Genomic DNA, 22,863 nt, shown 5'->3' on the forward strand with positions numbered 1-22,863 from the left:
GAGCGGACGCTGACGGATCAGCGGCCGGAACACTCGTAGTCGACCGTCGCCGGGCTCTGCCCGAACATGTAGGACTGGACGGCATGCGGGTCCACCCCGGCCTCCACGACCCGGACCGGCTCCTCGGTGACCACACCGTCGACGATCCGGAACGAGCGGATCTCCTCCGAGTCGGGATCGCGGGTCGAGACGAGCAGGTAGTGCGCGCCCGGCTCACCGGCGAAGGAGACATCCGTCCGCGACGGGTACGCCTCGGTGGCGGTGTGCGAGTGGTAGATGACAACGGGCTCCTCGTCCCGGTCGTCCATCTCCCGCCACACGCGCAGGTGCTCCATCGAGTCGAACTCGTAGAAGGTCATCGATCGCGCGGCGTTGTCCATCGGGATGTGCCGGGTCGGGGTGTCGCTGCCGACGGGACCGGCGACCACGCCGCACGCCTCGTCGGGATGATCCCGGCGGGCGTGGGCGACGATCGCGTCGACGATCGACCGGTCGATGCTCAGCACGAGGACCACCTTAACGCCTGATGAGCGCGGGCCGAAGTGGTGCCGGTCACGCCTAGTCGATCAAGGCGTTGAGCAGCGACTCCTGTAAATATCCGAGATACGCGTAGACCGAAAGCTGGAACACCCGGCTGGAACCCGGGTCCTCGGCGACCGCGTCGTCCAGTTCCTCGCCCAGGTCCGTGCCGTCCTTGATCTCCAGCCGGACACCCATCGCGAGCCGGGCGTCGTTCAACGCCCGCAACCACGCCTCGGCCGCCTCGGCGTCCAGCCGCACCTCACCACCGGCGTCGTCGGGCAACGCGGCCAGGATCGCCCCCGCCTGATCGATCTTCGCAGTCTTCAGATCGCCCTCGGTGTACCGCCGGAACTCGGCGGTCCCCGGCGCGTCCTGCGGGTAGACCGCCGGAAAGAGCCGACCCACGACCGGGTCGGTGTGGTCGAAACCATCGGTGAGCAGGCCGACCACCTCGGAGGCGACCTTGCGCAGCACCCGCACCTCGTCGACAGCGAAGGTGGCGACGTAGTGGCCGGCCTGACGACGGAACATGCTCACGACCGATCCACCGTCGCCCACAGCCCGTACGCGTGCAGCTGCGACGCGTCGTGCTCCATCCGCTCCCGGGCACCCGTGGAGACCACTGCCCGGCCCTTGTGGTGCACGTCAAGCATCAGCTGCTCGGCCCTCTCCCGGCTGTAGCCGAAAAGCTTCTGGAAGACCCAGGTCACGTACGTCATCAGATTGACCGGGTCGTCCCACACGATCGTCACCCATTGCCGGTCAGCCGCCGGCACCTCGTCAGTGTCCGGCGTCTCGACCGGTGCAACCTGTGGAGCCGCCATGTCCCCCATCGTGCCACCGGTTTCCCGGAACCGAGGAACCGGAACGCCGGCCGGGCGCGGATCGTGCACCTGAGACCCCGCCGACCCGCCGCGGGCGTCCGCGGATCCGTGGTCTGGCGTGGACCCGGACCAGGGGGCGGCCCCACCGTCAGGCGAGCAGGATGCCGTGATCGACTGCATCGGAGAGCACCACGCCCAGCGAGAGGCGGATCACCTCGAACCGTCGGGATATCTCCCGGGACAACCCCAACTCGACCTCCCGCACCGCGCGCTGCGACCAGGCTCGCGCCGCGTTGTGGTCGTCCCTGCCGGGCATCCGCCACTGCTGCCAGCACCCGCCGGAGAGCGCCACCGCCATCGGCGGAAGCACCTCGTCGCGGAACACCGTCGGATAGTGGGCGAGGGCGTCGATCGCCTCCGGGCCGGTCAATCCGGCCACCCCGGCTGTGCTGGTGATCAGCAGGACGTTGTCCAACTCCTGGCCCGGCCGGTCGTCGACCAGGCCGTACCGCACGGCGGTGGCGATCCGCCGCCGCACTCCTTCGACAGGTGGCGCGCCGAGCACCCGGGCCGCGGCGTCGGCGACGATGCCGCGCACCGCCTGGTCACACTGCGCGGTGGCCAACAACGACAACGCCGCCATCTCCCGATCCAGGAGATCCGGTAGGCCCGCGCAGCCGACCCCGAACACGATCTCCTGGACGGCCCGCAGGTGGATGTTCGCCAACTCCAGGGCGAGGTGCTGACGGATCCGCTGAGCACACGTCCGGGTCTGCCGGTCGAGCCGCTCGGACCAGTCCCCCGGATCGGCGGCCACGGCCACCCGATCATGCTGCCCCGGCAGGACCGGCGGTTCGACGCTGGCCCGCCGCAACCCCTCCTCCGACGCCCAGCCCACCAACGCCCGCCGCAGGTCGGCCGCGGAGTCGCCGGAGTGGGCGTCGACCGGGAACCACCGCGCGTCAGCCAGCGCCGGCACCGCGGCCAGCAGCGCCGCACGGTGAGCCGCCACTGTCACCGCCGCCGCGTCCACCTCGGTCGCCTGACCATCGACCGGCGAGACGGACGCCCCCGCGTCCTCCGTTGTCGCCGCACCTTCGGCCAGCGGGGACCGCCCTGCCGCACCGGGGGTCACCGCGAAGACGACCTTCACCGAGGTCGAGGCGACCTCGGCGAGCAGGTTCAGCTCGGCCGCCGTGAACGCCTGGTCGGCGGCGATCACGAAGAGCATCGCGCCGGCCCGGCCCACCGCGTCGAGCAGCACCTGCCGGCCGGACACCCCGAGCGTCCCGGTGTCCGGCACGTCGATGAGCGTGAAGTGCCGCAGCAGCGGCTCGGGCACGCTCAGCTCGACCCGCCGGGGTGGACGGGCCAACGCCGGGCCGGCGGCGTGTCGGTCGGCCCCGTACGAGTGGGGCTGGCGGTAGCCGGGCACGAACGCCGCCCGGGTGGGCACCTTGGCGTTTCGCACAAGCAACCAGCTGCCCGACGGCACGGTGAGCATGACCGGGTCGAGCGCGAGCAGTGAGGCGAGCACGGCGCGTCGTTCGGCGCCGGCCGGACCGACCGCCACCACGCCGAGCGGCTCCTCCGGGCCAGGGTTGGTCACGCCGACGCGCGCGGGCAGCGGGCCGCAACTCGGCGGATCGCTCGGGCCGGCCACGTCGTCCGAGGAGTCGACCGAGGAGAGGGGGCCCTGCTTCATCAGGCGGCCTCCCGTGGCAGGTGGCCGGACGCCCGGCCAGGTGAAACCCGGTCGAAAAACCCGGCTGCCGGAAGACTACGGGCGGGCCGGCAACCAGGTGGAACACCTCAGATACTCAGCGGTAATTGTGCGGCTACTCAACTTCGTTGAGTGACGATGCGGGCGCGGACGGATTCCGGTCGATATGCTGCGCGAATGAGTCGATGGAAGTTCGTCGGCCGGACCGATGAGCTCAACCGCCTGATGGCGGCGGTGACCGGCGAGGCTGGCCGCGGGCTCTTCTTCAGCGGCAGCGCCGGGATCGGCAAGAGCCGGCTGCTCCGCGAAGGCGTCAGCACGTTGCCCACCGAACGCTTCGCGATCTGGTCCATCGCGGCAAGCGCCACCACCGCGGCCCTGCCGTTCGGCGGGCTGGTGCAGGTCCTTCCCACCGAGCAGCCCCAGGGCCTCTCCCCGGCCGGCATCCTGCGCTGGGCGCTCAACGTGCTGCAACAGCAGGCGGCCGGTCGACGGATCGTGCTCGCCATCGACGACGCGCACCTGCTCGATCCACCCTCGGCGGCACTCGTCCACCTGGTCGCCCGCGCGGAGAACGCCACTGTGGTCGGCACCCTGCGCGACGGCGAGCAGATCCCACTGCCGATCCGCGCACTCTGGACCGACGACCTGGTCGAGCACGTCGAGCTGACCCCGATGCCACCCGCGGAGACCGCCGGTCTGCTGGCCGAGATGCTGGGCGGCCCGGTCGACGCCAACTCCGCCGACCGGCTGGGCCAGCTGTCGGCCGGCAATCCGCTGCTGCTGCGGGAGCTGGTGCACGCCGCCAACGGCAGCTCGGAGCTGAAGCAGACCTACGGGCTCTGGAAGTGGACCGGACGGCTGGAGCTGGCGCCCAACCTGACCGACCTGATCGACACCCGGGTCGGCAAACTCACCGACGGCGTCCGCGCGGTCGTCGAGCTTGTCGCGTTCGGCGAACCACTCGGCCTGCACCTGCTCAAGCAGGCCGCCGACCAGGTCGACGTGGAGACCGCCGAGGAGCGCGGGCTGATCAGCGTGGTCCAGAACGACAGACGGACGAACGTGCGACTGGCCCATCCGCTGTACGGCGAGGTGATGCGCCGCCGCTGCCCGGTCAGCCGCACCCGCCGGCTTCAGGCACACCTCGCGGAGCTTCTCGAACAGGTCGGCAAGCGCCGCCGCGACGACCTGCTGCGGGTCGCGGTGTGGCGCCTCGACTCGGGCACCGCACAGGATCCGGCCCTGCTCGTGGACGCGGCGGTCCAGGCGTTCACCCGCTACGACGTGCCGCTGGCGACCCGCCTGGCGCGGGCTGCGTTGCACGCCGGTGGCGGGTCCGACGCGGCGGAGCTGCTGGCCACCATTCTGATGTTCGCCGACCGGCCGGAGGAGGCCATCGACGTCCTCGACGCGGTGACCCCCGAGCCCGGCGACGAACGGCGCTACTGCCGCTGGCTGACCGTACGCGGAATGGTCAGCTACTGGGGGTTGAGCCAACAGTCCACCGTGGAGGAGATCGCCAGCCGCGTCGAGCAGCTCAAGGATTCGGCGGACCGGTCCCGGGTGCACGCCTTCGAGGCGATCATGCGCCTGCACCGGATGGACACGACCACCGCAGTACGGCTCAGCCAACAGGTGCTGGACCGGCCGGCGGCCGGCGTCGCCGCCCGCGAGTTGGCCCGCTGCACCATCGCGTACGTCCAGGCCGCGCAGGGCCAGCTGACCCACAGCGGCACGGCTATCGCCCAGGTGCACTCGGCCGTCGCCACCTGGCGCACCGACATGCCGTACCTGCAACTGGCTCTGGAGCTGGCCCGCGGCACCCGGCTGATGCTCAGCGGAGACCTGGCCGGGATCGACGCGATAGTGGCCGACGAGTTCGCCGACCTCGCCGACGCCGGCGATTTCCGGCTCGGCACCGGCTACCTGGCCATCCTCCAGGCGTACGCGGCCCGGTTGCGCGGGCAGAGCGACGTCGCCACCCGCGCCTCGCTCGGTGCCTGCGCGGTGTTGGCCACCAGCCGGGTCTACGCCGGTCTGGCCCAGGCCGAGCGAGCCCAGTCGGCCGCGCTGCGTGGCGACGCCGCCCAGGCCGCGGCGGCGATGGCCGAGGCGGACCGCACCCACGCGCCGGGCATGGCGGTGCTCTACCCGTGGCTGGAGCAGGCCCGGGGTGCGGTGCTCGCCACGTCGGGTGACCTGCCGGGTGCGATCAAGCACCTCGGTGACCTGGTGGACCGGCTGCGCTCGGACGGCTTCGCCGGGCACGAGGTGCTCGTCCTGCATGATCTCGTCCGGCTGGAGCAGGCCGGCATGCCGGTCGGACCGACCTGCTCCGACGGTGGTCGGCGCACTGTGGCGCAGCGCCTGGCCGAGCTCTCCGAGCGGGTCGACGGGGTGATCCCGCCGCTGCTGGCCCGGCACGCCCGCGCGGCGGTGACCGACTGCGCAACGGATCTGCTCGCGGTCGCCGACGACTACGCCGCGCTGGAGTTGACCGTGTACGCCGCCGAGGCCACCGCCCAGGCCGTGCAGCGGCTGCGCCGGCAGAACTCGACGGCGACCAACAGCGCCCGGGAACGGCTGGCCGGGTTGCTCGGGCGCTGTGACGTGATCCGGACGCCGGCGCTGCACGCCGGGGCACCGGTGTTGACCGAGCGGGAGTGGCAGGTGGCCCGTCTCGCCGCGAACGGCATAGCCAGCCGGGCCATCGCGGAACAGCTCTACCTCTCGGCCCGCACCGTCGAGAATCACCTCCAGCGGATCTACAGCAAGCTGGGCGTGACCGGCCGGGCCGAGCTGTGGGCCGCACTGCGGGCGATCCCGGGCCACGACGACGGCGACGCCGACTGAACCTTAGGCTGGGGCGGTGAGCATCAACCGCCCCGCGCTGCTGACCGACCACTACGAGCTGACCATGGTCAGCGCCGCACTGAAGGACGGCACCGCCGACCGCCGGTGTGTCTTCGAGGTGTTCAGCCGCCGGCTGCCGAGCGGCCGCCGCTACGGCGTGGTCGCCGGCACGGCCCGCCTGATCGAACTGATCCGCGAGTTCAGGTTCGACCCCACCGAGGTCGACTTCCTGCGGCGGACCGGCGTGGTCGACGACGCGGCCGCGGCCTGGCTCACCGACTACCGCTTCACCGGCGACATCGACGGGTACGCCGAGGGTGAGCTGTTCTTCCCCGGTTCACCGATCCTCACCGTCTCCGGCGGTTTCGCCGAGTGCGTGGTGCTGGAGACGCTGGCGCTCTCCGTGCTCAACCACGACAGCGCGGTGGCCGCGGCGGCGGCACGGATGGTGACCGCGGCGCGGGGGCGGGCGCTTATCGAGATGGGGTCGCGCCGGGCTCACGAGGAGGCGGCGGTGGCCGCGGCGCGGGCCGCGTACCTGGCCGGTTTCCGGTTCACGTCCAACCTCGCCGCCGGCGCGCGCTACGGCATCCCGACGGCGGGCACGGCGGCGCACGCCTTCACCCTGCTGCACGACGACGAGCGGGCGGCGTTCGCCTCGCAGGTCGCCACGCTGGGCAAGGACACGACGCTGCTTGTCGACACGTACGACATCAGCCAGGGCATCCGTAACGCGATAGCGGTGGCCGGGCCGGAGCTGCGGGCGGTACGGATCGACTCGGGTGACCTGGCGGTGATCGCCCAGCAGTCGCGGGAACTGCTCGACTCGCTGGGAGCCACCGAAACCAAGATCATCGTTTCCGGTGACCTGGACGAGTACTCGATCGCCGCGCTCGCCGCCGAGCCCGTGGACATGTACGGTGCCGGCACGGCAGTGGTCACCGGCTCCGGCGCCCCGACCGCCGGGCTGGTCTACAAGCTCGTCGAGGTCGAGGGGCGGCCGGTGGTGAAGCGCTCCGAACACAAGGCGACAATCGGCGGCCGGAAGGTCGCGGTCCGCCGGCACAAGCCGACCGGCACCGCCACCGAGGAGATCATCGTGCCGCAGGGTGTACCGGACCGGCAGCCCAACGACCGCATGCTCCAACACTCGTACGCCGTCGCCGGCGAACCGGCGTGGCTGCCCACCCTCGACGAGTCGCGGGAGCACCTGCGCGAATGCCTGATCTCCATCCCGTGGGAGGGGCTCAAGCTGTCGGCCGGCGACCCGGCGGTGCCGGTCTCCGTCGTACCCGCCGACTGAGCACGTCGAACACCACTGCCGCAGACAGACCGTGAGGAGAGGAACCCCGGTGGCCAACGCTCTGATCATCGTGGACGTGCAGAACGACTTCTGCGAGGGCGGCTCGCTGGCCGTCGAGGGCGGTGCGGAGGTGGCCGCCGGCATCTCCCGGCTGCTCGCCGCCGAGCCGGAGCGGTGGTCGCACGTGGTCGCCACCAAGGACTACCACGTCGACCCGGGTGCGCACTTCGGCGATCCGCCGGATTTCGTGGAGTCCTGGCCGAGGCACTGCGTGGTCGGCACCAGCGGGTCGGAGTTCCACAGCGAGCTGCACACCGGCCGGGTCGAGGCGATCTTCCACAAGGGCGAGCACGCGGCGGCGTACTCCGGGTTCGAGGGGCACGCCGAAGACGGCGAGTGCCTGGCCGACTGGCTGCGCCGGCACGATGTGGACCGGGTGGACGTGGTCGGCATCGCCACCGACCACTGCGTCCGGGCGACCGCGCTGGACGCCGCCCGGGAGGGCTTCGCCACCACCGTGCTGCTCGAACTGACCGCCGCCGTCGCTCCGGCGACCACCGACGTGGCACTGCGCGCCATGGACGGCGCCGGGGTGACCTTGCACGGCCGACCTGTGATCAGGACCGCATAGCACCGTAATTGGTTGGCCATCGGGACGCCGCCGGTTGAGGATGTCGCCGGAGGTACGGACCCACGTGAACATGAAGCCTTACCGGCAGGCGCTCGCCCTGCCCGGCCTGCGATCGCTGCTGGTGGTCGCCGTCCTCGCCCGCATCCCGCTCACCGCGACCGGGGTGACGCTCACCTTCCACGTGGTGTTCGACCTACATCGCGGTTACGGGGCCGCCGGCCTGGTGGGTGCGGCGGTCACCGTGGGTGCGGCGATCGGTGGCCCGCTGTTGGGCCGGCTGGTGGACCGGCGTGGCCTGCGCCCGGTCCTGGTGCTCACCGGCATCGCGGAGGCGATCTTCTGGACCACCGCACCCGGACTGCCGTACCCGGTGCTGCTGCCGGCTGCCTTCGTGGCCGGCTCCCTGGCCCTGCCCATCTTCTCGGTGGTCCGTCAGTCGATCGCGGCGCTGGTTCCGGAGGACCAACGCCGCCCGGCGTACGCGCTGGACTCGATGTCTGTGGAACTGTCCTTCATGATCGGCCCGGCGTTGGCAGTGGCGCTGGTCACCGCGATCTCCGCGCAGACCACCATGTACCTGGTCGGCGGCGGCATCGTCGCCGCCGGGATCGCCCTGTGGCTGGTGAACCCACCGATCCGTGACGCGGCCGAGGCGGCCGAGGTCACCGGCCCGCAACGCCGGACGCCCCGCCGGGAGTGGCTGACACCTCGGCTGCTCGCCGTGCTGGCGCTCAGCGCCGCCGCGACCCTGGTGCTCGGCGGCACCGACGTGGCGGTGGTCGCCGTCCTGCGGGCCAGCGGAGAGGTCGGTTGGACCGGCGCGGTGCTCACCATCTGGGCGGTCGCCTCGCTGGTCGGCGGGTTCGCCTACGGTGCCGTGCACCGTTCGTTCTCCCCGCTGGTACTGACCGCCGCACTTGCCCTGTTCACCATCCCGGTCGGGCTGGGCGGTGCGCACTGGTGGCTGCTGTGCCTGGCGCTGATCCCGGCCGGCGCGCTCTGCGCGCCGACAATCGCGGCCGGCTCCGACGCGGTGAGCCGCCTGGTCCCGGCCCAGGTACGCGGAGAGGCGATGGGGTTGCACGGGTCGGCGGTCACCGTCGGCATCGCTGTCGGCGCTCCGCTCGCCGGCGCGGTCATCGACGCCAGTTCGCCACCATGGGGCTTCGCGGTCACCGGAGCGCTCGGCGCCCTGATCACCCTTGTGGTACTCCCGATCGAGCTGCGTCGCCGCCGCGCCGCCGCGGCCACCCCACCGCCGGTCGACGCGGACCTCACCTCCGCCGCTCGCTGACGGCAGCACCCCAGCGTCGCTGCCCTCCGGCGGACAGCGGGCAACGGGCGACGAGCAGCCGGCAGCGGGCGGCCGGCAGCGGGCGGCCGGCAGCGGGCGGCCGGCAGCGGGCGGCGGGCGGCGGGAGACAGTGATGCCGCAGCGGAATCTAGATGCCACAGCGGAATCAAGCTCATCAGGTCACAGCCCTCGGCAGGCCGAAGGGCACTCCGAATCACCCCGACCCAGAACACGACCCCGACACCCCAGGCCCGAGAGCACGCCGAACCACCCCGACCAGGAACGATCCCCGGCCGCCACCAGGCAGCAACCGGTCCGCACAGCGCCCCGGATGCAACGGCGACAGGCCGACCCGGCGCACGGCGACGGGCCGACCCGGCGCACGGCGACGGGCGCCGCTCCCGGTGGTCCCGGGGGCGGCGCCCGTCGTACTGCTGGATCTGCGCGTCAGTGCCGGTCGACGTCGCTCGCGGTGTCCTCGCGGTAGCTGGCGCCGCCGTCCGACTCGCTGGTGAGCGGCTTGGCGCCGCCCTCCGGCGGGCCGGCCAGGGTCTGGCCGGCGGCCAGCTCCGGGAACTTCGCGTCGAACGCCGGCCGCTCGGAGCGGATCCGGGGCATCCGGTCGAAGTTGCGCAGCGGCGGCGGGCTGCTGGTCGCCCACTCGAGCGAGTTGCCGTGGCCCCAGGGGTCGTCCACCTCGACCACCGGGCCGGTCTTGTACGACTTCCAGCAGTTGTAGATGAACGGCAGCGTCGAGATACCGGTGATGAACGCGCCGATCGTGGAGATCATGTTCAGCGTGGTGAAGCCGTCGCTGGGCAGGTAGTCGGCGTAGCGGCGGGGCATGCCCTCGTTGCCGAGCCAGTGCTGCACCAGGAAGGTGGTGTGGAAGCCGATCATGGTGAGCCAGAAGTGCACCTTGCCCAGGCGCTCGTCGAGCATCCGGCCGAACATCTTCGGGAACCAGAAGTAGATGCCGGCGAAGACCGCGAACACGATGGTGCCGAAGAGCACGTAGTGGAAGTGCGCCACCACGAAGTACGAGTCCGACACGTGGAAGTCGATCGGCGGGCTGGCCAGCAGCACACCGGTGAGACCGCCGAAGAGGAACGTGACAAGGAAGCCGATCGCCCAGAGCATGGGCGTCTCGAAGCTGACCTGACCCCGCCACATGGTGCCGATCCAGTTGAAGAACTTCATACCGGTCGGCACGGCGATCAGGTAGCTCAGGAAGCTGAAGAACGGCAGCAGCACCTGGCCGGTGGCGAACATGTGGTGCGCCCAGACGCTCATGGAGAGCGCGGCGATCGCGACGGTCGCGGCGACCAGGCCCTTGTAGCCGAAGATCGGCTTGCGGGAGAAGACCGGGATGACCTCGCTGATGATGCCGAAGAACGGCAGCGCCACGATGTACACCTCGGGGTGCCCGAAGAACCAGAACAGGTGCTGCCAGAGCATCGGCCCACCGGTCGCGGGGTCGTACACGTGGGCGCCGAGGATGCGGTCCGCGGCGAGCGCGAAGAGCGCGGCGGCCAGCAGCGGGAAGACCAGGATCACCAGGAGGCTGGTGACCAGGATGTTCCACGTGAAGATCGGCATCCGGAACATGGTCATGCCGGGCGCACGCAGGGTGAGCACCGTGGTGATCATGTTCACGGCGCCGAGGATGGTGCCCAGGCCGGAGATGGCCAGACCCATGATCCACATGTTGGCGCCGACGCCGGGTGAGTGCTCCACGCTGCTCAGCGGCGCGTACGCGAACCAGCCGAAGTCAGCGGCGCCACCCGGGGTGAGGAAACCGGCTGTCGCCATCGTGCCGCCGAACAGGTACAGCCAGTAGGCGAAGCTGTTCAGGCGAGGGAAGGAGACGTCAGGCGCGCCGATCTGGATCGGCACGATGTAGTTCGCGAAGGCGAACACGATCGGCGTCGCGAAGAACAGCAACATGATCGTGCCGTGCATCGTGAAGAGCTGGTTGTACTGCTCCGGCGACAGGAACTGCAGCCCGGGTCGGGCCAGCTCAGCACGCATGATCAGGGCCATCAGGCCGCCGATCATGAAGAACGCGAACGCGGTGACCATGTACATGATCCCGATTTGCTTCGCGTCCGTGGTTCGCAGCAGCCGCGCGATGGCCGACCCCTTGACCGGCTCCCGGACCGGCCAGGGCCGGGTCACGACCGGCTTGGGTGCGACGGTGGTCACGAGTGGCCTCCGGTTCTCGGTTGTCCCGCTCGGCACACGCTGGTTATCGGCGGGCCGTCATCCGCAAGGAGGATAGTCCCCGGCAGGTCGCAGCGCCGCGTGGGGTGGCGTGACACGATCTACTACGGGCCTACAGCGGACCGAGCAGGAGCCGATAGTGCTCCCCGAAGATCCGGCCGCCGCGCCCGCGCAGCAACGGGTCGCGCAGCGCCGGCGGCACGTCCCTGGTCCGGTTGCGGTCCCGGGTCCGGTCCCGCACCCATCGGGTACGCGGACGGCGACGACTCTCGTACGCCACCAGGGCCGCCTCCACGCTGCCGGCGGCGCGCAACGATTCCGCGAGCACCACGGCGTCCTCGAGTGCCATCGCCGCACCCTGGGACAACGTGGGCGCGGTGGCGTGCGCGGCGTCGCCGACCAGCAGCACCCGTCCTCGGTGCCAGCGGCCCAACTCCACCTCGTCGGTGATCCCGACGTGCACCCTGTCGAGTGCCGCCAGCACCTCCGGCACCGGACCGCGGTAGTCGGCGAAGAGCGCGCGCAGTCGACCCAGCGGGTCGGCAGGCGCCTCAGTGCCGGCCTCGTCGGCGTAGAGGTGCAGTCGCCCGGCGCCCATCGGCACCATCAGGAACCCGGAGCGTTGGCCGAGCAGACCGGTCCACTCGGTGACCGGTGGGCCGTCGCGCAGCACGGCCCGGTAGACCACCTGACCGACCGGGCGGGGCGGCCCGCCGAGCGCGGCCAGCGCGCGGACCGAGGAGCGTGGCCCGTCGGCACCGATGACAAGGTCGTACTCGGTGGCGGTGCCGTCGGTGAAGGTGACCCCGACCGCGCCCGGCAGCAACTCCAGGGTGCGCACCTCGGCACCGTGCCGGACCGCGCCGCCGGCACCGCTGAGCAGCACCCGGTGCAGGTCGGCCCGGGGCAGCGCCCGGCATTCGCCGACGCCGGCCCAGAGGGTGTCGAGGTCCACCTCGCAGAGGCGCGCGCCGGTGGCGTCGAAGAACCGCTGCCGGTGGATCACCTGACCGAGCGGGCGGACCGGGTGGTGCAGGTCGAGCTGGTGCAGCGCGCGGGCGGCGTTGCCGGGCAGGTAGAGGCCGGCTTCGGCGCACTCCCCCGGTGGCAACTTGTCAGTGACGTCGGGCCGGAAGCCCGCAAGGCGCAGCGCCCGGGCCACGGCCAGACCGGCGATGCCCGCGCCGACGACGAGGATGCGCAGGGGGGAGCCACCCATTGTGGTGTACGCCTCCGGAGGGGGAGCGGAACGCGTTGGAGGCAACACGCTACTCGGAGCGATCGGCGCACGCCAGGCCCGATCGGTCGCCCGGTTTCACTCGTCGGTGTGGCCGTGCCGCTTGGCCGGTCGGCGGGCGGCGGCCGTCCGGTGGGTGCACGGCAATCCGCCCGATTCACCAGTTTGGCGCTTACGGTTGCGCGGCAGTTTCAAGCATGTAAATGTGTCGTTGAGCGTGGGAGCGCTCCCGCACGACCCCACCACATGCGGCGCCCGGCATGCGCCGAGTCAAGGAGCGTCATGAAACGTCAACTTCGGGCCCTGGCCGCGGCCGGCGTGCTGCTCGCCGGCTCACTGGTAGCGGTGGCCTTCGGCGGCAGCGCCTCCGCCGACACCCTGATCTGCGAACAGTACGGCTCGACGGTGATCCAGGGCCGGTACGTGGTGCAGAACAACCGCTGGGGCACCACCGCCCAGCAGTGCATCAACGCCACAAGCAACGGCTTCGAGATCACCACCCTGAACGGCAGCAGCCCCACGAACGGCGCACCGACGGCGTACCCCTCGGTGTTCTTCGGTTGCCACTACACCAACTGCTCCCCCGGCACCAACCTGCCGATGCAGGTGAGCCAGATCAGCAGCGCCACCAGCAGCATCTCCTACCGGTACGTCAGCGGGGCGACCTACAACGCCTCGTACGACATCTGGCTGGACCCGTCGCCCAAGCGGGACGGGGTGAACCAGATGGAGATCATGATCTGGCTCAACCGACAGGGCTCGATCCAGCCCATCGGCTCGGTGGTCGGCACTACCAACCTGGCCGGCCGCACCTGGGAGGTCTGGCGGGGCAGCAACGGCTCCAACAACGTCATCTCGTACGTGGCGCAGTCGGCGATCTCCAGCCTGAACTTCAGCGTGCTGGACTTCATCAACGACACCCGCAACCGGGGCGCGATCACCAACTCCTGGTACCTGACCAGCATCCAGGCCGGCTTCGAGCCCTGGCAGGGCGGTGTCGGCCTGGCGGTCACCTCGTTCTCGGCGAGCGTCAACGGCGGTGGCGGCAACCCCACCAACCCGCCGCCGACGACCCCGCCGCCCAGCGGTGGTGGCAGTTGCGCGGTGAAGTACACAGCGAACTCGTGGAACAACGGCTTCACCGCCGACGTGCTGGTCACCAACACCGGATCCAGCGCGATAAACGGCTGGACGCTCAACTACAACCTGCCCAGCGGGCAGACGGTCACCAACGCGTGGAACGCCACGGTGAGCCAGAGCGGCTCCGCGGTCACCGCCCGCAACGTGAGCCACAACGGGTCCATCGCTCCCGGCGGCACGGCCAGCTTCGGCTACCAGGGCACCCTGAACGGGTCGTACTCGTCGCCTACCAACTTCTCGCTCAACGGGGCGACCTGCTCCCGCTCCTGAACTGACCGTGGTGGCGTCAGGGCGTGCGCGTGGCCGCGCACGCCCTGACCCCTGCCTGGACGACCATTCAGAACGATCCGAAGAACCGGTCCCACCAGTAAGGCCCCCCGGAACCGCAGAAGCGCAGGTGGGCAACCCCGTCATAACGCGTCATCAGGAGTTCTTCGGGGATCACCAGGTGCCCCGACCCGACGAGGGCCTGCTCGACCTTTTCGAGGTCACCCGCGTCGAGTTCACCTTCGGCGCATGCCTCATCGGTGCCGAGAAAGGCACCGGGGTTGTCGGCGGCGACCATGGCCAGCGGCGTGAACTTGCTCACCAGGACGACGATCCGTGTCCCGCAGACAGTGGCCGGCCCCGGCACTTCGATTCGCCCGTACTGGGCGGAGTCCTGGATGTCTCGCTCGATCGGGCAACTCGTCGCGAAGCGGGAGTCGAGATCCGCGACCAGGGTGCGGCACGAGGCCGCGAGCGCGGCGCTGCCGTAGTCGGCGGGAAACTCCAGCCACCGAGGATCGTCGAGGCGACGTAACACCGCCATCAGACCCGCGTCTCGCTGCACACCTCTTTCGCTCATCTTCTCCACGACATCCCCTCGGAATCCCTGAAGTCGGGGCATCCTCCCACGTGGGATGCCCCGACTTCCGGACAACCGGGTCGATCAAGCCCGAGCGCGGCCGGCCGGGACCGGCCGGCAGCGAGGGGTCAGACCCGGGTGAGGCGTACGGCGTCGGCGATGACCAGACCTGCGGCGTTGCTCCACCGGCTCACCGCGACCCGGTTGGCGTCCCCGGCCGGCAGCGCGAATGTGCCGAGGACCCGCCACTGCCCGCCGGTCGCCCGCTGGTCGACGTAGACGGTCCGGTTGCCACTGCTGGTGGCGACGATGTACGGGGTGGCGCTGTTGTAGCCGCTGTTCGTCGGCCACCAGGCCTCGACCCGGTAGTTGCCGGCCGCCGGGACGTTGAACCGGTACCAGGCGGGGTCGCTGACGGCGACCGGGTCGGCGTAGCGGTAGTCGGCGCCGTAGCGCTGGCTGGAGTACGTCGAGACACCCCAGTTGGCGCTGGCGGTGAACCGGCCCGCCGTGGCGTTGTCCACTGTGGCGGACCACGCCGTGCCGCCGCCGGCCATCCTCGCCGCGACGTCGGCGCGCATCACGTTCAGGTCGATGAACGACGGGTCGATCTTGCCGGTGGTGCTCGTCTCCCGGTGCCCCCGGGCGTAACTGCTGTCCCGGCCGAGCCGGGTGAGCACGGCGGCGGTGGCGGCGATCGACGCGTTGTACTGCGCGGCGGTCATCTCCTGGTTTACGCCGTTGTAGTCGATCTCCCACCCGATCATCAGGGTGTTGCCGTCCCCGGCCGGGATCGGCCCGCTGCCACCGCTGACCCCGGCATGGTTGCAGCGGCCGGCGGAGATGACGTGGAAGACACCGTTGTAGTCCACGAGCGCCTGACACAGCGGCCCGGGCAGGTCGGACCTACCGTTTATGCAGATGCCGAGGGCCGGGTGCGGGTTGCTGGCGCTGCTGGTCGAGGCGGTGTGGTGCCAGAGCACACCGATCGGGTCGAAGGAGCCGGGCCGCATCCGGTTGAGCCAGTCGCCCTCGACGACGACCTGGACCCCGGCGCCGCGGAGCACGTCCACCAGCCAGGGAATGGTCGCCATCAGACGTCCCGGAGCAGGTCGGCGAGGCACTCGGCCTTCGGTGCGGCGCTCGCCGCGCCGGGGCGCGCGACGACTGTCAGCGCGGCGACCACCAGGGCGGGGATGCCGAGCACCCCGCGGCGGCGTAGACGGATGGATGGTGATCGGGTCATGGCGATCCTCCAGCGACGGCGGGCACGAACGGATCGACGATCGTGATGACGGGCACGCTATACCGTCACGAACGTCGATGTCGATACCCTTCACCCCTGAAGAGATGACTGAAGGAAACCGCCAGATCAGGCGTCGCCGAGCGCGTCGATGTCGCGCATCTCCTCGGCGGTGAGCGAGAAGTGGAAGACGTCGAAGTTGGCGGTGATCCGCTCCGGCGTCACCGACTTGGGGATCGCCACGATCTCGTGGTCGATGTGCCACCGCAGCACCACCTGCGCCGGGGAGACCCCGTGCGCCCCGGCGATCCTGGTCAGCACCGGGTCGCTGAGGTCGCTGGTCTTGAACGGGCTGTAACCCTCGAGCACCACCCCCCGGTCCCGGTGCTCGGCGTGCCGCTGCCTGTCGTACAGCGCCGGACTCCACTCGATCTGGTTGACCGCCGGGTTCTCCTCGGTCGACTGGATCAGCTCGTCGATCTGCCCGGTGCTGTAGTTGCTGACACCCACCGCGCGGACCAGGTTCTCGTCGCGGGCCGCCAGCAGTTCACGCCAGAGCGGGATGCTGTCCGACGGCGACGACGGCGGCCAGTGGATCAACCAGAGGTCCAGGTGCTCGACGCCGAGCGCCTCCAGGCTGGCCTCCAACGTGGCGCGCTCCTGACCCACCCGGTTCGGCGGGAGCTTGGTGGTGATGAAGATGTCCTCGCGGCGCAGCCCGCTCTCCTGCACGGCGCGGCCGACCTCGCGCTCATTGCCGTACACCGCGGCGGTGTCGATGTGCCGGTAACCGGTGTCGAGCGCGGCCAGCACCGCGTCGTAGCCGGCCTGGCCGGTGGCCTGCCAGGTGCCGAAGCCGAGCAGGGGCATCCGGACGTCCCCGGGGAGCAGGACGGTGGGCTGGTCGGTGAGGTCCATGAGGTCCGTTCTACCCCGCCGAGCCCGCCGCCGCCGAGCGAACCGGACACTCCGGCAGCCAACGCGCCGGTGCGCTTTGCCGGAGAATGCCCCTGTGACCGACCGGCCGACGGAGCACCGGTGAGGAGCGACGTGTACCTGACCCACCTGGACTGCCCGCGCTGCGCGATGGAGCACTCCGCCGACGAGCTGCGCAACCTCTGCGCGTGCGGTTCCCCGCTGCTGGCTCGCTACGACCTGCCGGCGGTGGCTAAGGCGGTCACCCCGGAGCGCTTTCCGCTGCGCCCGGCCGACCTGTGGCGCTACCGCGAGCTGCTGCCGGTCGGCGACCCACGACACGTCACGACGCTCGGCGAGGGCTGGACACCGCTGCTGCGCGCCCCGGCCTACGGCGCCGAGATCGGCATCGCCGACCTGATGGTCAAGGACGAGGGGTTGATCCCGACCGGCTCGTTCAAGGCGCGCGGGGCGGCGGTCGGCGTGAGCCGGGCCCGCGAGCTGGGCGTACAGCAGATCGCGATGCCCACGAACGGCAACGCCGGGTCGGCCTGGGCGACGTACGCCGCGCGGGCCGGGATGGGTGCGACGATCGTCATGCCGCTTGACGCGCCGAGTATCTGCCGACGCGAGTGCGTCGCGGCCGGGGCCGACCTGCGTCTGATCGACGGGCTGATCAGCGACGCCGGCCGGTGGGTGGCCGAGCTGATCGCGGAGTCGAACGGGGCGATCTTCGACGCCGGCACGCTGCGCGAGCCCTACCGGCTGGAGGGCAAGAAGACGATGGGGTACGAGATCGTCGAGCAGCTCGGTTGGCAGACGCCCGACGTGATCATCTATCCGACGGGTGGCGGCGTCGGGCTGATCGGCATCCACAAGGCGATGCACGAGCTGCGCGAGCTGGGCTGGGTCGGCGACAAGCTGCCCCGGCTGGTGGCGGTGCAGTCGACCGGCTGCGCCCCGATCGTGCGGGCGTTCGCCGCCGGCGAGGATCGGGCCCGACCCTGGGCGGACGCGCACACCGTGGCGTTCGGCATCACCGTACCGGCCCCGCTCGCCGACGAGCTGATCCTGACGGCGCTGCGGGAGTCCGCCGGCACCGCGGTTGCCGTCGACGACGCGGACATCCTCGCCGACCTGCGGGACTTCGCCAGCCGGGAGGGGTTGCTGCTCTGCCCGGAGGGGGCGGCCTGCCTGACGGCGGCGCGGCACCTGCGCGCCGGCGGCTGGATCCGGGCCGGTGAACGGGTGGTGGTGCTCAACACCGGCTCGGGGCTGAAGTATCCGGACACCGTCGACGTGTCCCGCGTACCAGTGCTGGAGTGAGCCGGCGCACCGGGGCCGATCAGAAACTGTTCGGCTCGGTCAACCGCCAGGCCGCGTTGATCAGGCCGATGTGGGAGAGCGCCTGCGGGGTGTTGCCGAGGTGCACCCCGGTGCTCAGGTCGATCTGCTCGCTGAACAGTCCCACGTCGTTGGCGTACCCGACGACCCGCTCGAACAGCGCCTCGGCCCGCTTGGGCTCACCCACCATCACCAGGCACTCCACCAACCAGAACGAGCAGAGCAGGAAGCCGGCCGGGTCGGTGGTCCACCGCCGCAGCAAGCCACCCTCGGTGCCCAGCTCACGCTCGACCATCTCGATAGTGGAGCGCATCCGCGGATCGGTGGCCGGCAGGAACCGCGCCACCGGCATGGCGAGCACCGAGGCGTCCAGCTCGGCCGACCCGAACGCCCCGGTGAACGCGCCGATCCGGTCGTTCCAGCCCTCACGCAGCACGGTGTCGCGGATCTCGTCGCGTACGCCGGCCCAGCGGCGTGGGTCGGCCCGGTCGCCGAGCCGGTCGGCGAGCCCCACCGCCCGGTCCAACGCCAGCCAGCAGGACACCTTGGACCAGACGTAGTGGCGCTCCTCGCCCCGGGTCTCCCAGATCCCCCGGTCCGGCAGCCGCCACGTCGCGGCCACCTGCTCGGCCAACCCGAGCACCATCTCCCGCAGCTCGTCCTCGAACCGCGCGCCGAGATAGTCGCGCAGCCGCCACACCGCCGACATCACCTCCCCGGGCACGTCGAGCTGCCGCTGCCGCCAGGCGTCGTTGCCGACCCGGACCGGCCTGCTGTCCCGGTAGCCGCGCAGGTGGTTGCAGTGGTGCTCGGAAAGGTCACGCTCACCCTCCAACCCGAAGAGCACCGGCACGGGCTCGTCTCCGAACCGGCCGATCGAGCGGGTCGCCCAGGCGAACAGCCGGGACGTCTCCTCGGGACAGGCCGCCACCCAGAGCGCCCGCATCGTCAACGAGAAGTCCCGCAGCCAGGAGTAGCGGTAGTCGTAGTTCCGGTCGCCGCCGATCTGCTCCGGTAGCGAACTGGTGAGCGCCGCGGCGACCGCGCCACTGCGGGCGTACGTGAGGCCGGTCAGGACTGTCGCGCTGTGCCGGACGAGTGTGGGGTACCGGCCCGAATAGGTGTGCGTCTCCCGGAACGCCTGCCACGCCTGTGTCGTCTCGGCGAGGGCGGTCAGCGGCTCGACCCGGGCCGGCGGGGTGCCGTACGCCTCGCCGAACGCCACGTCCATGCCGACCGTCTGACCGGCGGAGATCTCGAACTCGTGGGTCACCCGGTCGTCGTCCGCCCGCAGGCCCAGCCCGTCGGCGCGCAACACGAGCACCACGGGGCCCGCGCCGGCCAGCACGCTACCGTCGGGCTGCTCGTGCAGGTACGGCGTGAGCAGCCCGTACTCGGGTCGGGGTGCGAAGTCCAGCGCCATCCGTACCCGCCCGGACAACCCCTGCACCACCCGGATCAGCACGGCGGGCGAGTTCTTGCCCAGCTCGTGCGCGCGGGCTCCGACCTCGGCGGCGAGGGCGTCGGTGACCGCCACGCTGCCCTGCGGGGTGTGATGAACCGTCCGCAGCACCAACGAGTCCGGGAGGTAGGCCCGCTCCAACCGGTGCCCCGGGCCGCCGGCACCGACCGGTGCCAACCGGAAGTGCCCGCCGCTCGGGTCGAGCAGCCGCCCGAACACGGACGCCCCGTCGAACCGGCCCGGGCACCACCAGTCGATCGAGCCATCCTTGCCGACCAGGGCGCCCGAACGGGAGTCCGAGAGGAACCCGTAGTCGGAGATCTCCGGCTGCCGCTCCACCCGCCGCGGGTACCCGCATCGGCCCGGATCAGGCCGCCGCCCGACTCCTCACTCGGTCGGCGGCTCGTCCTTGCCCGCCGCCTCGGCCGCGTCGGCCTCCTCCTTGGTCCGGTGGACGGCCTGGTCCGCGTGCTCCGCCGGCCCGTAGACGGTGTACAGCACAAGCGGGTTGGGGCCGGTGTTGACGAAGTTGTGCTTTGTCCCGGCCGGTACGACCACCAGATCCCCGGAGACGACCTTGCGCTTCGAGCCGGCGACCCGGGCCTCTCCGACGCCACTGACGAAGGTCAGGATCTGGTCGACGTCGTCGTGCACCTCTTCGCCGATCTCCCCGCCCTCGGGAATGGTCATGATGACCAACTGGCTGTGCTCGCCGGTCCACAGCACCCGCCGGAAATCCGGACTCTGCTCGGCGACGGTCGCGATAGTGAAATGCTCCATGACCACGGACATACCCCGTTCGGTGGCGGGCCACGCCGGGAATCGCAGATGGTGGTAGTCCCCCTGGTCGGCAGGTTTGGATCCGGGCGGAACGGGGATCGACAACTCGGACCGGCACCAACTGCCGGTCGAGCCAGGTCCCCGCTGTCGTACCGCCGAACGGCTGCGGTGGTGGGAGACGGCCAGAGCGCGGCGACGTTCCGACCCTCAGGTCGAAGCGGCGCCGCGCGCTCGTGTGGCTAGCGGTGCAGCCAGTCGAGCAGGTCCGGCGCGGCCAGCGCCTCCGTACGCTTCCGGTAGCGGGCCCGCGCGGCCGCGTCGAGCAGGTCACGGCCCTGCCCCGAACGACCCTGGCGGAAGAACGCCTGCCGGTCGCGCAGCACGCCGAGCCGGTCCGGCGCGAGCCGGTCCGCACGCTCCCGCATCCGCCCGAAGGTGGCCGCCTCGACCAGCTCGGGCCATCGTTCGGGTACGACAGCGATGCCCCACCGTTCGGCGAGCCGGCGCATCTCGCCGGCCAGGTCGGCAAGCAGGTCGTCGTAGTGCACGAGCGCGACGTTGGGCTGGTGCCGGCGGTCCCAGGCGTCAGTCAGGTGCATCATCACCCCGGGCAGCGAATCCAGCTCGGCGCGCGGGTCCACCTCCCGGTCCACCCAGGTCGGCAACCACTGCTCCACCGGTGGGCGTGGCCGCGGCGGCCCGGCCGGGGCGGGCTCGCCGGTCAGCTCGGCCAGGCGTGCCCGGTCCAGGTTGCCGGCCTGGTGGTAGAGGGACACCGCGAGGTCGAGCGGGTGCCGGGCCACCACCACGTAGTGCACCCGAGGATCGAGCGGCACGCCGTCCAGCGGGGTGTGCGTCTTGATGAACCGCCGGTGCGACTGCGCGGCCAGTCGGTCGAACACCTCGTCGCGCGGTTCGGCCAACCAGTCCAGCCACGGCGACAGCACGGCCAGCGGCGCCGGCAGTTCCGCGGTGCCCAGCACCAGGACGGCGCAGATCATCTGCATCCAGGTGGTGCCGCTCTTGGACCGGGTGCTGATCACGATGTCGCCGTCGCGGAACGGGAAGCCGGTCCAGCGGGCGCTGTCCTCGTCCTCGGATCGGTAACGGTGCGTAGGCGTGGGCATCGGCGCAGCCTAGCCATCGGGCCGGTGCCGAGCAGCCGAATTCCGACCCGCCCGCGGCGGCTACTGCCGCTCGGTGAAGCCGAACTGGATGACGCCCTCCTCGTCGACTGTGGCGTCCACCGAGGCGTCACCGAGCAGTTCGGCGGCGTCCTCGTCGAGGAAGATCCGGGCACCCTGGTTGTCGACCACCCGATCCCCCTGCACCGGCTCGGGCACCAACTCCACGGTCAGCGAGCCGGCCTCGGTGTCGGCGGCGATGCGTACGCCGCCGTCCTGGCCGACGTCCTGTTGGTTGGCGAGGTCACGGATGACGAGCACGGCGTTGTCGGTCATGGTGAGCATGTACGGAACTCCTCGTGGGATCTCGGCTCGCGGTCGCGATGATGGGCAGACCGGACGGTCGGCTCGCGTACGAGCGCACGTGGGAGGCGACCGGAGGGCGACCTGTCGTCGCCGTCGCAGGAATCGGGGCAGCTGACGGCCCCGTCACTCCCACCGTGCCCGCTGGCGGGCCATCCGTCAAATAGAGCCAGGTCAGTCGAGCGCGTGCCGGGTCAGCCGGCGGCGCGGGCACATCGGGGAAGCCGGGGCAATCCGGCAACAGCCACCTGGCCAGCGCATACGCTGAGTGGATGAGCGACTTTCGCCGGTACGCGGCCGAACTCCTCGGCACCCTGCTGCTTGTCTTCTTCGGGGTGGGTAGTGCCGTGGCCGCGCGGATCCAGGGCGGCGTGGTGGTGGTCGCTCTGGCCTTCGGCTTCGTGATGGTCGCCCTCGTCTACACGATCGGCCCACTGTCCGGAAGCCACGTCAATCCGGCGGTGACGCTCGGTGTGCTGCTCTCCGGAAAGATCTCGGTGATCGGTGCTGTGGCGTACTGGATCGCGCAGTTCGTCGGCGCGACGGTGGCGGCCTTCGTGCTCTGGGCACTGACCCGGTGGGGTGACGTCGCGGACCAGACCGGGGCACTGGGCACGAACGGTTACGGCGCGCACATCAACCGGGGTGGCGCGGCCGTGCTGGAGGTCATCCTGACCTTCCTCTTCGTGCTTGTCGTCCTCGTGGTGACGAGTCGTAGCGAGAACCCGGGCACCGCCGGCCTGGCCATCGGGTTGGCCCTCGCCGTGACCCAACTGGTGGGTGTGACGCTCACCGGCGGCGCTGTCAATCCGGCCCGCGCGTTCGGCCCTGCGGTCTTCGAGGGCGGTGTGGCGCTGCGGCAGCTCTGGGTGTTCATCGTCTTCCCGCTGCTCGGCGGGGCGCTCGCCGCGCTTGTCGCGCCGATGGTGATGGGCGCGCAGCGGCACTACTGGGGTGGGCACGACAGGTCGGTCGGCCGGCCGAGCTAGCCCGGTCCGGCAAGAACCTACAGCCGAGCCCCTTCTCCGGCGA

21 protein-coding genes are annotated in these 22,863 nt (G+C 71.0%); 7 read left to right on the plus strand and 14 right to left on the minus strand.

Annotation, left to right across the window (positions count from 1 at the left end; all coding sequences use genetic code 11):
* Positions 1-17: 17 nt before the first annotated feature.
* From AB0B85_RS08480 to AB0B85_RS08495, 4 genes are all read right to left on the minus strand, one after another.
* A complete protein-coding gene (locus tag AB0B85_RS08480) occupies positions 18-506 on the minus strand; it encodes a M67 family metallopeptidase (protein ID WP_357404986.1) in 489 nt (162 codons plus the stop codon).
* A gap of 52 nt (positions 507-558) precedes the next feature.
* Positions 559-1,053 (minus strand): DUF2017 domain-containing protein, encoded by a 495-nt coding sequence (locus AB0B85_RS08485; RefSeq protein WP_357405300.1) that lies wholly within the window; start codon positions 1,051-1,053, stop codon positions 559-561.
* A gap of 2 nt (positions 1,054-1,055) precedes the next feature.
* The gene (clpS, locus tag AB0B85_RS08490) at positions 1,056-1,346 is read right to left on the minus strand and encodes an ATP-dependent Clp protease adapter ClpS (protein WP_110565539.1); all 291 of its coding nucleotides are present in this window, start codon (positions 1,344-1,346) and stop codon (positions 1,056-1,058) included.
* Positions 1,347-1,494: 148 nt separating this feature from the next.
* On the minus strand, positions 1,495-3,051 hold the full coding sequence (locus AB0B85_RS08495) for a hypothetical protein (RefSeq protein WP_357404989.1): 1,557 nt from the start codon (positions 3,049-3,051) through the stop codon (positions 1,495-1,497).
* 195 nt (positions 3,052-3,246) lie between these two features.
* Between AB0B85_RS08495 and AB0B85_RS08500 the strand changes: the two genes are divergently transcribed.
* From AB0B85_RS08500 to AB0B85_RS08515, 4 genes are read left to right on the plus strand one after another with little or no spacing between them, the layout of a single operon-like run.
* Entirely contained in the window at positions 3,247-5,925 is a 2,679-nt protein-coding gene (locus AB0B85_RS08500; RefSeq protein WP_357404990.1) for a LuxR C-terminal-related transcriptional regulator, read from the plus strand.
* A gap of 16 nt (positions 5,926-5,941) precedes the next feature.
* On the plus strand, positions 5,942-7,228 hold the full coding sequence (locus AB0B85_RS08505; RefSeq protein WP_357404992.1) for a nicotinate phosphoribosyltransferase: 1,287 nt from the start codon (positions 5,942-5,944) through the stop codon (positions 7,226-7,228).
* A gap of 49 nt (positions 7,229-7,277) precedes the next feature.
* Complete coding sequence (locus AB0B85_RS08510) at positions 7,278-7,859, plus strand: isochorismatase family protein (RefSeq protein ID WP_357404994.1); 582 nt, start codon at positions 7,278-7,280, stop codon at positions 7,857-7,859.
* A gap of 40 nt (positions 7,860-7,899) precedes the next feature.
* Positions 7,900-9,153 carry an MFS transporter gene (locus AB0B85_RS08515; RefSeq protein ID WP_357404996.1) on the plus strand — a complete coding sequence of 418 codons (1,254 nt, stop codon included), beginning with the start codon at positions 7,900-7,902 and terminating at the stop codon, positions 9,151-9,153.
* A 447-nt stretch (positions 9,154-9,600) separates the two neighbouring features.
* Here AB0B85_RS08515 and ctaD read toward each other — a convergent pair whose 3' ends face one another.
* Together ctaD and AB0B85_RS08525 are read right to left on the minus strand one after the other, a co-directional pair.
* Positions 9,601-11,358 (minus strand): cytochrome c oxidase subunit I, encoded by a 1,758-nt coding sequence (gene ctaD, locus AB0B85_RS08520; RefSeq protein ID WP_357404998.1) that lies wholly within the window; start codon positions 11,356-11,358, stop codon positions 9,601-9,603.
* 130 nt (positions 11,359-11,488) lie between these two features.
* Positions 11,489-12,595 (minus strand): FAD-dependent monooxygenase, encoded by a 1,107-nt coding sequence (locus AB0B85_RS08525; protein ID WP_357405000.1) that lies wholly within the window; start codon positions 12,593-12,595, stop codon positions 11,489-11,491.
* A gap of 300 nt (positions 12,596-12,895) precedes the next feature.
* Between AB0B85_RS08525 and AB0B85_RS08530 the strand changes: the two genes are divergently transcribed.
* On the plus strand, positions 12,896-14,023 hold the full coding sequence (locus AB0B85_RS08530; RefSeq protein ID WP_357405002.1) for a cellulose binding domain-containing protein: 1,128 nt from the start codon (positions 12,896-12,898) through the stop codon (positions 14,021-14,023).
* 67 nt (positions 14,024-14,090) lie between these two features.
* On the opposite strand, the gene AB0B85_RS08535 is transcribed toward AB0B85_RS08530, so the two are convergent.
* The 4 genes from AB0B85_RS08535 to AB0B85_RS08550 all read right to left on the minus strand — a co-directional run bounded on the left by AB0B85_RS08535 (position 14,091) and on the right by AB0B85_RS08550 (position 16,761).
* Positions 14,091-14,600, minus strand: a complete 510-nt coding sequence (locus AB0B85_RS08535) for a hypothetical protein (RefSeq protein ID WP_357405302.1) — start codon at positions 14,598-14,600, stop codon at positions 14,091-14,093.
* Between the two features lie 128 nt (positions 14,601-14,728).
* Positions 14,729-15,694, minus strand: a complete 966-nt coding sequence (locus AB0B85_RS08540) for an N-acetylmuramoyl-L-alanine amidase (protein WP_357405004.1) — start codon at positions 15,692-15,694, stop codon at positions 14,729-14,731.
* The gene (locus AB0B85_RS08545) at positions 15,694-15,846 is read right to left on the minus strand and encodes a hypothetical protein (RefSeq protein ID WP_357405006.1); all 153 of its coding nucleotides are present in this window, start codon (positions 15,844-15,846) and stop codon (positions 15,694-15,696) included. The genes AB0B85_RS08540 and AB0B85_RS08545 overlap by 1 nt, the downstream gene beginning before the upstream one ends.
* A 126-nt stretch (positions 15,847-15,972) precedes the next feature.
* Positions 15,973-16,761: an aldo/keto reductase gene (locus tag AB0B85_RS08550; protein ID WP_357405008.1), complete on the minus strand. Its 789-nt coding sequence runs from the start codon at positions 16,759-16,761 to the stop codon at positions 15,973-15,975.
* Positions 16,762-16,893: 132 nt separating this feature from the next.
* Between AB0B85_RS08550 and AB0B85_RS08555 the strand changes: the two genes are divergently transcribed.
* Entirely contained in the window at positions 16,894-18,084 is a 1,191-nt protein-coding gene (locus tag AB0B85_RS08555) for a threonine synthase (RefSeq protein ID WP_357405304.1), read from the plus strand.
* Positions 18,085-18,103: 19 nt separating this feature from the next.
* Here AB0B85_RS08555 and AB0B85_RS08560 read toward each other — a convergent pair whose 3' ends face one another.
* The 4 genes from AB0B85_RS08560 to AB0B85_RS08575 all read right to left on the minus strand — a co-directional run bounded on the left by AB0B85_RS08560 (position 18,104) and on the right by AB0B85_RS08575 (position 21,813).
* Positions 18,104-19,903 carry a glycoside hydrolase family 15 protein gene (locus tag AB0B85_RS08560; RefSeq protein WP_357405010.1) on the minus strand — a complete coding sequence of 600 codons (1,800 nt, stop codon included), beginning with the start codon at positions 19,901-19,903 and terminating at the stop codon, positions 18,104-18,106.
* 48 nt (positions 19,904-19,951) lie between these two features.
* Positions 19,952-20,344: a cupin domain-containing protein gene (locus AB0B85_RS08565; protein ID WP_357405012.1), complete on the minus strand. Its 393-nt coding sequence runs from the start codon at positions 20,342-20,344 to the stop codon at positions 19,952-19,954.
* A 239-nt stretch (positions 20,345-20,583) separates the two neighbouring features.
* Positions 20,584-21,471, minus strand: a complete 888-nt coding sequence (locus AB0B85_RS08570) for a sulfotransferase domain-containing protein (protein ID WP_357405014.1) — start codon at positions 21,469-21,471, stop codon at positions 20,584-20,586.
* Positions 21,472-21,531: 60 nt separating this feature from the next.
* On the minus strand, positions 21,532-21,813 hold the full coding sequence (locus AB0B85_RS08575; protein WP_357405016.1) for an adhesin: 282 nt from the start codon (positions 21,811-21,813) through the stop codon (positions 21,532-21,534).
* A gap of 290 nt (positions 21,814-22,103) precedes the next feature.
* Here AB0B85_RS08575 and AB0B85_RS08580 point away from each other — a divergent pair, with 290 nt between their 5' ends.
* Entirely contained in the window at positions 22,104-22,820 is a 717-nt protein-coding gene (locus tag AB0B85_RS08580; RefSeq protein WP_357405018.1) for an aquaporin, read from the plus strand.
* Positions 22,821-22,863 lie beyond the last annotated feature (43 nt).

The sequence above is a fragment of the Micromonospora sp. NPDC049044 genome, from assembly GCF_040649215.1.
Lineage (GTDB): Bacteria > Actinomycetota > Actinomycetes > Mycobacteriales > Micromonosporaceae > Micromonospora.